This is a genomic window from Anaerovorax odorimutans, from assembly GCF_024459955.1.
Classification (GTDB): domain Bacteria; phylum Bacillota; class Clostridia; order Peptostreptococcales; family Anaerovoracaceae; genus Hominibacterium; species Hominibacterium odorimutans_A.
The window spans coordinates 41,154-52,385 of record NZ_JANFXK010000021.1; the positions used below are offsets into that span (position 1 = coordinate 41,154).

8 protein-coding genes are annotated in these 11,232 nt (G+C 48.6%); all 8 read left to right on the plus strand.

The features are described from left to right. Positions 1 to 121 precede the first annotated feature (121 nt). The 8 genes from NE619_RS15430 (at position 122) to NE619_RS15465 (ending at position 11,134) form a co-directional block, all read left to right on the plus strand. Positions 122 to 2,251 carry an Ig-like domain-containing protein gene (locus NE619_RS15430; RefSeq protein WP_256133355.1) on the plus strand — a complete coding sequence of 710 codons (2,130 nt, stop codon included), beginning with the start codon at positions 122 to 124 and terminating at the stop codon, positions 2,249 to 2,251. A 153-nt stretch (positions 2,252 to 2,404) separates the two neighbouring features. Further along, entirely contained in the window at positions 2,405 to 3,427 is a 1,023-nt protein-coding gene (gene mreB / locus NE619_RS15435) for a rod shape-determining protein MreB (RefSeq protein ID WP_305146656.1), read from the plus strand. Further along, positions 3,424 to 4,578, plus strand: a complete 1,155-nt coding sequence (locus NE619_RS15440; protein WP_256133356.1) for a THUMP domain-containing class I SAM-dependent RNA methyltransferase — start codon at positions 3,424 to 3,426, stop codon at positions 4,576 to 4,578. The genes mreB and NE619_RS15440 overlap by 4 nt, the downstream gene beginning before the upstream one ends. Then, positions 4,559 to 6,043, plus strand: a complete 1,485-nt coding sequence (locus NE619_RS15445; protein WP_256133357.1) for a PLP-dependent aminotransferase family protein — start codon at positions 4,559 to 4,561, stop codon at positions 6,041 to 6,043. Before NE619_RS15440 ends, NE619_RS15445 begins: the two co-directional genes overlap by 20 nt. A gap of 138 nt (positions 6,044 to 6,181) precedes the next feature. Further along, on the plus strand, positions 6,182 to 7,177 hold the full coding sequence (argF, locus tag NE619_RS15450; RefSeq protein WP_256133358.1) for an ornithine carbamoyltransferase: 996 nt from the start codon (positions 6,182 to 6,184) through the stop codon (positions 7,175 to 7,177). A gap of 32 nt (positions 7,178 to 7,209) precedes the next feature. Next, positions 7,210 to 8,430 (plus strand): arginine deiminase, encoded by a 1,221-nt coding sequence (arcA, locus tag NE619_RS15455; RefSeq protein WP_256133359.1) that lies wholly within the window; start codon positions 7,210 to 7,212, stop codon positions 8,428 to 8,430. A 34-nt stretch (positions 8,431 to 8,464) separates the two neighbouring features. Continuing rightward, complete coding sequence (gene arcC / locus NE619_RS15460) at positions 8,465 to 9,409, plus strand: carbamate kinase (RefSeq protein WP_256133360.1); 945 nt, start codon at positions 8,465 to 8,467, stop codon at positions 9,407 to 9,409. Between the two features lie 132 nt (positions 9,410 to 9,541). Beyond that, complete coding sequence (locus tag NE619_RS15465; protein ID WP_256133361.1) at positions 9,542 to 11,134, plus strand: sensor domain-containing diguanylate cyclase; 1,593 nt, start codon at positions 9,542 to 9,544, stop codon at positions 11,132 to 11,134. The last annotated feature ends 98 nt before the right edge of the window (positions 11,135 to 11,232 follow it).

The following is an 11,232-nucleotide window of genomic DNA, read 5'->3' on the forward strand; positions in this document are numbered from 1 at the left end:
GAAAATTGAAGGATTATTTGCACTAAATCGCTAAAAACATTGACAAATGTATGCGGGGGGGGGGTATCATAAATGTGAATTGCTTATATCTTATTGTACTATTTATGAAAGGAAGATACTTATGAAAAGAACTTTTTTTAGAAAACTTCTCGCAGGTGTTCTTTCTGCGGTAATGCTGTTTTCTGTCGCGCCGGGTATGGCTTTTGCGGCAGATGAAAACAGTGACGCAGCAAAAGGACCGCACAAATGGGTTGTATCTGACTGGGATCAGACCAATACGGATACTTATGGAACGGCCGTACAGAGCGCAGATCCCAATGTCACTATTTTGACCCAGGGGGCCTATTCGGCAGATAACAACGGCTATAATGGACCATATGCCAAACCGGAGGATGAGCAGAAAGTTACTTTGGAAAAGGGCAGTATTGTAAGAGAGATCAACGTTCTTATTGGTCCGAAGGCGCTTGATGGAGGCTCCTTTGGGGTGACGGCATCCCTAAATAAACCCGGGGAAGATGAATATCTGACAGAGATGACTTCCGATTTTCGACCGGGTGGAGATGGAAATATCGTATATTCCGCCTATGATCAGAGCAATCTGTACACGATTAAAGAAGACGCGGTTTATACTATCCGTTGGGAATTCAGTATGGAAGAACAGGGTGAAGGCGGCGTTATATATGGGGAGCAGTCCCTGCTGGACAACGGCAAGGTGCTGGCCACTACAAAAAAAGTAGCGCTAAAAGATGGAGATCTGAGCAATGATAAAGATGCGGCGAAAGTAAGCAACCGTTCTATGTGGTTCTATAACATCAGTGTGGCGGATGGCGTAAAAGTGTTTACAGAGCTGCCGAAGGATAAGGAACTGCAAAAGCCTCATAAATATGTAGCTAAGGACTGGATTACAGCCGGTGGTTACGGCGCAGTCAGCAAAACAGCCGACGATGGTACAGCCTTTATATTAAAGGGTGGCGAATTAAATGGGGACGGTTATGCAATGGGCCCTTATTCGAAAAAAGGAAACCAGCAGCTTGCGGATGGTCCAATGGTACAGGAGATCAATGTTATGATCGATCCGGCGGATGAAGAAAGCTATGTCGATAATAATGTGAAATTTGCATTATCCTGCGCACTGAACGATAATGCGGGCGATTACAGAACGGAAATGACATACTGTCTGCAAAAAGACGGCGATGTCGTTAATATTCTGGGAACTGATATCAAGCTGGATAAGAAAGACGTTTACACGTTCCGTATTGTTTTTGACAGAGATCTCTTTGGTGCGGTATATGAACAGCTTCAGGTAGAGCATAGAGGAAAACTGGTTGGCGAGACGAAAAAAGCTAAAATGTCAGATCTGGATAAAGCTGGTTCCAACCATGATAACGCATCACAACACAGACAGCTGTGGTTCAGCAGCATCAATACAAAAAATGGAGTAGCTGTTTACAAGGATGTTCCTCCTTATGCGGCAGAAAAAATAACCTTGGACAAGGAAACCATGGAATTGGTAGAAGGAGCTTCTCAACAGCTGAATGCTGTGGTAGGACCTGAATACACTACAGATAAAACGGTGTCATGGACATCTTCCGACGATAAAATCGCGGCTGTAAAAGATGGTAAAGTAACAGGAGTGAAACCAGGCAAGGCAGTTATTACTGCAAAAACAACCAATGGAAAAGAAGCGGTGTGTACCGTAACGGTAAAAGCAAAGCCGATAGTTCTTCCAACAGGAATCACGCTGAGTAAAAGCTCCGTTTCTGTAGCAGCAGGTAAATCCGTAACTGTAACTGCGGCCGTTCTTCCGGCCAACGCTACAAACAAAGCGGTGTCATGGACCAGCAGCAACCGTTCGATAGCAACTGTTTCTAATGGTAAAATAACTGCAAAAAAACCAGGAAGAACAACGGTTACTGCGACTGCGGCAAACGGAAAATCCGCAAAAATCACCGTTACTGTTCAACCGAAAAAAGTTGCTTCCCTGAAAGTTAAAACCGGAAAGAGAAAAATGACGGTTTCCTGGAAGAAGGATACGAAGTCCAGCGGATATCAGCTGACTTATGCTCGAAACAAATCATTTAAGAAAGCAAAGAAGAATGTGACTATCAGCAAAAATAAGACCAATAAAAAGGTTATTAAAAGACTTAAGTCAAGGAAAACTTACTATGTAAAGGTAAGAGCATACAAAAAAATAGGCAGCAAAAAAGTTTACGGTGCGTACAGCAGCGTAAAGAAAGTGAAAATTAGATAAGATAAAAGCAGAAAAAGCTTGCCGCGTCAACAACTACGATGCGGCGGCTTTTTTGTTATACGGAAAAGCAATGTTTTACGATATTTATCAATATTTTCCTCATCTTCTGGCAAAACTAAGTTCAAACTGCTAGAATAAAGGAGGTAGTAAATTTTGGGATTTTCAGAGGAAGTAGGCATTGACCTGGGTACGGCCAATGTGTTAGTGTACATCAAGGGCCAGGGGATCGTTTTAAACGAACCGTCCGTGGTGGCCATCAGCAAAGATACCAACGAAATACTGGCTGTCGGTGAAGAGGCCAGGGAGATGCTGGGCAGAACTCCGGCCAGTATCGTGGCGGTTCGGCCGCTGAAGGACGGGGTTATCTCCGACTATGACGTGACGGAGCGGATGCTCAAATATTTCATACGCAAGGCCTGCGGCAGCAGCAAATTTTTCCGCCCCAGACTGATGGTATGCGTTCCCAGCGGAGTGACGGAAGTGGAAAAGCGAGCAGTTCGTGAGGCAGCAACCCAAGCGGGAGGCAAATCCGTATTCCTCATGGAAGAGCCGGTGGCCGCGGCTATCGGAGCGGGACTGGATATTTCCAAACCGGACGGGATCATGATTATCGACATTGGCGGAGGGACGACGGATATTGCCGTAATCTCCATGGGCGGAATTGTCACCAGCATTTCCGAAAAGGTGGCCGGCGACCGGTTTGATGACGCGATCATCAAATATCTGCGGAAAAATCATAACCTTTATATAGGGGAGAGAACTGCCGAAGAACTGAAAGTCAAAATCGGGACCGCTTATCCCAGAGAGGAGAGCGTTTCCATCGAATGTAAAGGGCGCGATCTGGTCACCGGCCTGCCCAAGACCATCCGCGTCACATCGGAAGAAATGCTGGAAGCTCTGGACGAGCCGCTTTCCGTTATCTGTGAATCCGTACACAACGTTCTGGAAAAGACCCCGCCGGAGCTGGCGGCCGATATCAGCAATTCAGGCATCGTTCTCACAGGAGGAGGCGCCTACCTGTGGGGCATTGATAAAAGGATTGAAGAGCGGACCGGCATCAGGGTGCGCATCGCGGAGGACGCCAAGTCCTGCGTAGCCATTGGCACGGGAGAGGCCTTGGATAATATGGATGTTATAAGAAGAAGCCAATTGAACAGAAGGGAGACCTATATTTGAAGCTGGAATTGATTGCGACAGCCACCTTTGGGCTGGAAGCCGTAGTAAAAAGAGAAATACAGGATCTGGGCTACAAAGTCCTAAAGACTGAGGACGGGAAAGTAACCTATATGGGAGACGAAAGGGCCATTGTCAAAAGCAATCTCTGGCTCCGCAGCGCGGACAGGGTCCTTTTAAAGCTGGGCGAATTTACAGCTCTGACCTTTGAAGAGCTGTTTCAGCAGATAAAAGGGATCAGCTGGGAGGAGCTGATCCCGCCGGACGGGAAGTTTACCGTTACAGGCAGTTCGGTAAAATCAAAGCTCCACAGCGTACCCAGCTGCCAGAGCATAACCAAAAAAGCCATTGTGGAAAGGCTGGCGGAGATCTACGGCATCACCCGCTTTGAAGAGACGGGAGCCGAATATACCATAAAAGTCACCCTGCTCAAAGACCGGGTTACCGTTACGGCGGACACCAGCGGGGCGGGACTACATAAGCGGGGATACCGGGTAGCGGACGTAGCCGCGCCCATCAAAGAGACGCTGGCCGCCGCTATGGTACAGCTGTCCTTTTGGAAGGCAGGACGGCTGCTTGCGGATCCCTGCTGCGGATCGGGCACGATTCCCATCGAAGCCGCTATGATCGGCAGGAACATCGCGCCCGGACTTGGCCGGGAATTCGCCAGCGAGGAATGGGAACTGATCCCAAAATCCCTCTGGAAAGAAGAGCGGCAGGCAGCTTTTAAAGAAATCGATTATGACGCGGAGATTCGGATACAGGGGTCGGATATCGACAAGGGGGCTGTAGAGGCTGCCAGGGAAAATGCCATTGAAGCCGGTGTGGACGACTGCATTGATTTTCACATCATGGACCTTTCCAAGCTGCGCCCGGGAGAGGTGAGGGACGGCATCATTATTACCAATCCTCCCTACGGCGAACGGATCGGAGACAAAAAAGCCATTGAGCGGATCTACAAAAGTCTCAGCTTTTATATGAAGAAAAATCCCGGCTGGTCGCTGTTTCTGATTACGACCGATAAGGAAGCTGAGGAAAAGATCATGGGCCGCCCGGCGGACCGCAGGCGAAAGCTGTACAATGGAAGGCTGGAGGTATGCTACTACCAGTTCCACGGAAAAAAGGAAAAGAAAGATGAAGCTGGCAGTCGATAAAAAGCTCAAGACCCCGGTCTATCTGCAGATCGTTTCGCAAATTAAAAAAAGAATCGTAAGCGGAGAGCTGGCGCCCGGATACGCGCTGCCTTCGGAACGGGCGCTGGCTAAGAGTCTGGGCGTTCATCGAAACACGGTGGTACGGGCATATACGGAACTGAAAGCCGACGGCCTGATTACATCCTATCAGGGTGTGGGCTACCGGGTGCAGTACCGGGCGGAAGAGGACAGGAAAACGAAAAAGGCGGTCAACTGGGCCAGCCAGATCAAGGCGGAATACATGGAGCTGGAAAGCGCTTTTGACGATCTGTTCATTAAAGCGCAGACCGGGAGCAAGATTTCCTTTGCCGCTGGAATGGCGGCGGGAGAGGTTTACGGTCAGGATGAAGTGGCTGACTGTCTGGCAAAGATCATGGCTGCCGGAAACCGCCCTTCCTATTTTTATACGCCCTACCAGGGAGATTTGGAGCTGCGCAGAGAGATTGCCGCGTTTATGCGGACCAAGGGGGTTCTCACCAGCCCGGGGCAGATCCAGATTTTTTCGGAGAATAATCAGGCTCTGGACTTTCTGGTAACGCTTCTTTTATCTCCGGGCGATAAGATTTTCACGGAGGAAAGCACGTCCCCCGATGTGTACAGGGCCATCGAGCTGGCCGGCGGCGAGATCATTCCCGTCCCTATGGACGAAGAAGGAATGGTCTGCGATCATCTGGGGCCGCTCATAGAGCAGCACCGGCCCAAATTTATCTACGTCAACTGCAGCTATCACAATCCTACGGGAATCGTGCTTTCCATGGAACGCCGCAAAAAGCTGCTGGATCTGTCCTATCAATACCGAATTCCCATTGTGGAAGAGGACGAAGCCTCGGAACTTTATTTTGAAGGAAATAAAATGCCTTCGCTCAAATCCATGGATCCCGGAGAAAATGTGATCTATATGTATTCCTTTTCCCTGACCCTGGTCCCCGGCGTAGGCGTATCCTTTATGATCGCGCCAAAGGAAGTCGTTAAAAGTCTCAGCAACCTGGTATCGGTCCGGCTGGTGACTCTGGACTGGACACCGCAGCATCTGGCCTGTCAATACTTAAAGGACGGAACCTTTTTAAAAAAGCTGGAAGATTTTCGGAAGAACTACAGGCGCAAACGGGACCTGATGTGCGACTGCCTCGACAAGATAAAGGAACAGATCCCGCTCACCTACCAAAAGCCCAGGGGCGGCGTCTATCTGTGGGTCAAGCTGCCTGCGGATATGGATGTGGCCCGGCTGACAGAGGAGACGGAGCGGCGGGGCGTTTCCTTTATTCCAGGCGCCATCTTTTTCCCGGGAAACGATCCGGATGCCAACTACATAAGGCTCAACTATTCCTACCCTACGGAAGAGCAGATAAAAAAAGGGATGAAAATTTTAACAGAGTCCATGCAGAAGATTCAGAAAAATAGCGGTTTCCAGCCTCCAGAGCCCTAAATCAAAGTGCTGGCACACTCACAAAAGAAAGTGCTGGTACTTTTTATTTAAGGATAAATATAGTATTATTTTGTTAAAGACAGGCAAAATAATTTCGTAAATGTAAATAATTAAATGAATGAAAAGGAGAATAGACAAATGGCAGTAAATTTAAAAGGAAGAAGTTTTTTAACACTGATGGATTTCACTCCGGAAGAGATCCGATACATGCTGGATCTGGCCCACGACCTGAAGGCCAAAAAAAGAGCCGGCATCAAAAACGAGGTGCTGAAAGGTAAGAACGTTGTTCTGCTGTTTGAAAAGACATCCACAAGAACAAGATGCGCATTCGAAGTAGCCTGTATGGATGAAGGCGCCGGCGTAACGTTCCTGGATTCCGGCAGCTCCCAGATGGGCAAGAAAGAATCCCTGGAAGATACGGCAAAGGTTCTGGGAAGATTTTACGATGGAATCGAATACAGAGGATATAAACAGGAAGTCGTGGAAGATCTGGCAAAGCATGCCGGCGTGCCGGTATGGAACGGCCTGACCGATGTTGACCATCCGACTCAGATTCTGGCCGACATGATGACCATTGAAGAACATGTGGCAAAACCATTAAACCGCGTAAAAGTTGTATTCAGCGGAGATATCCGAAACAACATGAGTTATGCATGGATGTATGGCTGCGCTAAAATGGGTATGCACTATGTGGCCTACGGACCGGAAGAACTGAAAAAAGAATTGAATCAGGACGTAATCGCAAAGGTTCAGGAAGTTGCCAAAGAGACCGGCGCGACCATCGAAATTTCCAGCGATCCGGCGTCCCTCAAAGGTGCGGACGTACTGTACGCCGACGTATGGGCATCCATGGGTGAAGAGGCTGAGATTCCGGAAAGAGTGAAACTGCTCACACCGTACAGAATCGACATGGATATGATTAAGGCTACCGAAAACCCTGATGTGGTATTCCTCCACTGCCTGCCATCCTTCCACGATTTTGAGACTACCATGGCCAAGACACAGAAGGAAGCGGGATACGACATCCGTGAAGTCACAGACGAAGTGTTCAGAAGCAAGCACTCCAAGGTATTTGATGAAGCAGAAAACAGAATGCATACAATTAAAGCTGTTATTGTAGCGACAATTGGTTAGACTAGTAAGAGGAAAATGAGAGGAGGGTGTTTATGAAACCCGGAATTAACAATTACTCTGAAATAGGTAAACTAAACAAAGTATTGCTTCACAGACTGGGCGGAGAGATCGAAGGCCTGGTACCTGACAATTTTGAGCGCCTGCTGTTTGACGATATTCCATATCTGAAAATCGCCCAGCAGGAGCACGACCGCTTTGCCGAGCTCCTTCGTGAAAACGACGTGGAAGTCATCTACTATGTGGATGAGACGGCAAAGGCATTAAAGACGGATGAGATCCGTGAAAACTTCGTTGACGATTTCATCGCCGACAGCGGGATCTATTCACAGGAGGCGCAGGAAACAGTAAGAGAATATCTGCTGGGGATGCCTTCCAAGAAGCTGGTGGAGACAGCTATCGCAGGAATTAAAAAGAGCGAAGTAGAAGTAAAGAACAAGGGGTCGCTGGCCAGCTACATCGCTTCCGGTTACCCGTATTACACAGATCCAATGCCAAACCTGTATTTTACACGGGACCCGGGCGCATGTGTGGGAGACGGACTCAACGTGCACCATATGAGCACAATGGCCAGGAGAAGGGAAGCCCTGCTGCTGCGCTATATGTATCTGTATAATGAAGAATTCGCGCCAAAAGGAACCCATCTGTGGTACGACTACAATCAGGAGTTTTCCATCGAAGGCGGCGACGTGCTGGTACTGTCCAAAGACATTGTAGCCATCGGACTCAGCCAGAGAACCACAGCCGGCGGAATCGAACGCTTCGCGGAAAACATTCTCAAGGAATCGTCCTTTAAGAAAATCCTGGTGTTTGACATTCCAAAGAGCAGAGCATTCATGCATCTGGACACGGTATTCACCATGGTGGATTACGACAAGTTCACCATTCATCCGGAGATCGAAGGCCCGCTGCAGATTTATGAGATTACCCTTACTTCTGACGGAAAGGCTCACTTTGAGAGCATCCAGGGAGAACTGGAGCATATCCTCAGCTCCGAGCTGAAACTTCCGTCGGTGGAACTGATTCGCTGCGGAGGCGACGATGCCATGGCAGCTCAGAGGGAACAGTGGAACGACGGCTCCAACACATTGGCCATCGCGCCTGCTAAGGTTATCACCTACGAAAGAAACTATGTTACCAACGATCTGCTGGAAAAGAAGGGCATTACTGTTATCACAATGCCAAGCTCGGAGCTTTCCAGAGGCAGAGGCGGCCCAAGATGCATGAGCTGTCCGGTAAACAGGGATGATCTGTAGCATATTTAAAAATGATTTTAGGGGAGAAAAGAGAATGAAGGAAAAAATTGTAATTGCTCTGGGCGGAAATGCTCTGCAATCCGGAAAGGGAGAGGCTACGGCCGAGGCGCAGCTGGCTGTCGTGCGCAGAACCTGCGAACACATCGCCCAGATCAGCGAACGGGGCTACGAAATCGCGGTTGTGCACGGAAACGGGCCGCAGGTAGGAAGAATCGTTATGGCTTCCGAAGCGGCAAAGGATGTTACGCCGGCCATGCCCTTCGACGTATGCGGCGCCATGTCCCAGGGTTATATCGGTTACCATATTCAGCAGTGCCTGAAATATGCCCTGAATAAAACCAACAGGAACATTCCTGTCGTTACAGTGGCAACCCAGATGATCGTGGAAGAAATCGATCCGGCCTTTAAAAATCCCACCAAGCCCATCGGGCCTTTCTATTCCGAAGCGGAAGCGAAAGCGCTGGAAGAGGAAAAGGGCTATATCATGAAGGAAGATGCCGGAAGAGGCTACAGAAGAGTAGTGGCTTCTCCGCTGCCGAGGAAAATCGTAGAGATTGACGCGGTAAAGCAGCTGTGGGATCATGCCATCGTAATCACTTGCGGAGGAGGAGGCATTCCTGTTATCGAAAGACCGGACGGAACGCTGGAAGGAACGGCGGCGGTAATCGACAAGGACTTTGCTGCCGAGCTGCTGGCGGAACAGGTCGATGCGGATGTGCTCATGATTCTGACAGAGGTAGAGAAAGTTGCCATCAACTTCAACAAACCCAATCAGCAGGATCTGGAAAACATTTCTCTGGCAGAAGCAGCGCAGTATATGGAAGAAGGCCATTTTGCCGCAGGAAGTATGCTGCCGAAGGTTGAGGCTGCTATGAAGTTCGTGAGAGCGTTTCCTCAGAAGAAAGCGATCATAACCTCTCTGGATAAAGCGGTTGAGGCATTGGAGGGCAAGACCGGAACTGTGCTGACTTTCAACTGATCGCTAAAAAATAAAAAGCATTGAACAAAAGGCGGGTATCTGAAGCAGATTGGATATCGGCCTTTTCTTTATATTAAATTTTTTGCGACTGTGGTATAATATACCCAAATCAGCACCAGAGGAGGGAATAAGATGTATCACTGCCAGCTCAACATTCATATTTTAAATGAATTAAACGAAAAAACGTTTTGGGAGTCGGCTTTGGAGAAGCTTATCGTTCCCGAAGGACTCTCCGTCAGGGTGAGGGTATTGGCGCAGACAGACGGGGATATTCTAAAAGACAGCGATATTCTGATTATCGACCTGGAGGAATTTGATTCCCGGCAGATACAAAGCTGGCTGAAAAAGGATGCGAGACTGATCCTTTGCGGGAACGCAGGCCAGATAGCGCAGCTGCAGGAAACGTTGGGACACAGGTATGATGAAGTTTGGGCCAGACCTTTTGAAAGGGAGTTTGCCACTGCGCGCACGCAGCGAATTCTGGAGCAGATAAAAACCGAAAAAGAGCTGTGGATCACCCGGAATTATCTGGACACGACAATAGACAGCATACCGGACCTGGTCTGGTTCAAGGATATCAGAGGCGCTCATCTGAAAGTCAACGACGCCTTCTGCGAGGCGGTGGGAAAGACGAAAGAAGATGTACAGGGCAGGGGCCACTATTACATCTGGGATCTGGAACCGGAAGATTATGCGAAAGGCGAATATGTGTGTCTGGAAACAGAAGAAGAGGTCCTGCGCAGAAAGGAAACCTGTCTGTTCGATGAGAGAGTGAAAAGCAAGAACGGACTCCGTCAGTTCAAAACCTATAAATCGCCTGTCTTCGGTCAGGACGGACAGGTTCTCGGCACAGTGGGAATCGCTCACGATGTGACGGACCTGGAGAACGTAGCCACTGAGCTGGAGATTGTGCTTCAAAGTATGCCCTTTGCTATTCTGGTCAAAAATAGCGAAGGAATCATCATCAATACAAACCATAAATTCACCGAATACTTCGGCATGCCGGCTGAGGAAATCGCAGGTATGGACTTTGAGCAATGGAAAGAACAGCTTTTAAAAGACATTACGGAGCAGGAGAAGGATGGCTATATGGAGACGGCCATACAGGTTGATGGGCAGGAGCGGATTCTGGAGATTCATAAGGAACCTATCTATGATATTTTCTCTGATCTGGTAGGTGAGCTCTGCATTTGCAGGGAAGTAACCGGAGAACGCATGATGGAACAGCAGATCCTGCACAACGCCCATACCGATTTTATGACAGGATTAAATAATCGGCGGTACTTTTACGAATACATGGCAGAAAACCGCGGGGATCAGGAGATCAGCATGATCTATGTGGATATGGACGGATTCAAACAGGTAAACGATACCTATGGGCATAAAGCCGGGGATGAAGCTCTTATTTTAACTGCCCGACTCATGGAAAAGTGTTTTCCTCAGGATTTTATTACACGTCTGGGCGGAGACGAATTCCTCATAACGATCCTCGGCCCCTGTCAGGCGAGCGTCCTCCGGAAAAAGGCTCTTGCCCTGCAGGAGGAAATGCTCAGAGCCTTCCGCGCCTCAGAGCAGCTGAAACAGCTGTCTGCCAGTATCGGTATTGCACAAAGCAGCGACCCTGAGGCGGAGATTGATACTGTGCTGCGTGAGAGCGATATGGCGCTGTATCGGGCAAAACAATTGGGCCGGGGACGGTGCTGTGTTTACGGCGATGACTTCTGAATCCACGCAAATTGGAAATATTTGTTTGTGAGAACAAATTTCACTGTCAATAACTTGAGAAAATGTCTCTTTTTGCGAAGGAAATTCACTTGAGAAAA

Bases quoted from the DNA above. Each gene is read 5' to 3' on its own strand.
- arcC (WP_256133360.1), top strand. From the start codon at position 8,465: ATGAAGGAAAAAATTGTAATTGCTCTGGGCGGAAATGCTCTGCAATCC.
- NE619_RS15430 (WP_256133355.1), top strand. From the start codon at position 122: ATGAAAAGAACTTTTTTTAGAAAACTTCTCGCAGGTGTTCTTTCTGCG.
- NE619_RS15465 (WP_256133361.1), top strand. From the start codon at position 9,542: ATGTATCACTGCCAGCTCAACATTCATATTTTAAATGAATTAAACGAA.
- argF (WP_256133358.1), top strand. From the start codon at position 6,182: ATGGCAGTAAATTTAAAAGGAAGAAGTTTTTTAACACTGATGGATTTC.
- arcA (WP_256133359.1), top strand. From the start codon at position 7,210: ATGAAACCCGGAATTAACAATTACTCTGAAATAGGTAAACTAAACAAA.
- NE619_RS15445 (WP_256133357.1), top strand. From the start codon at position 4,559: ATGAAGCTGGCAGTCGATAAAAAGCTCAAGACCCCGGTCTATCTGCAG.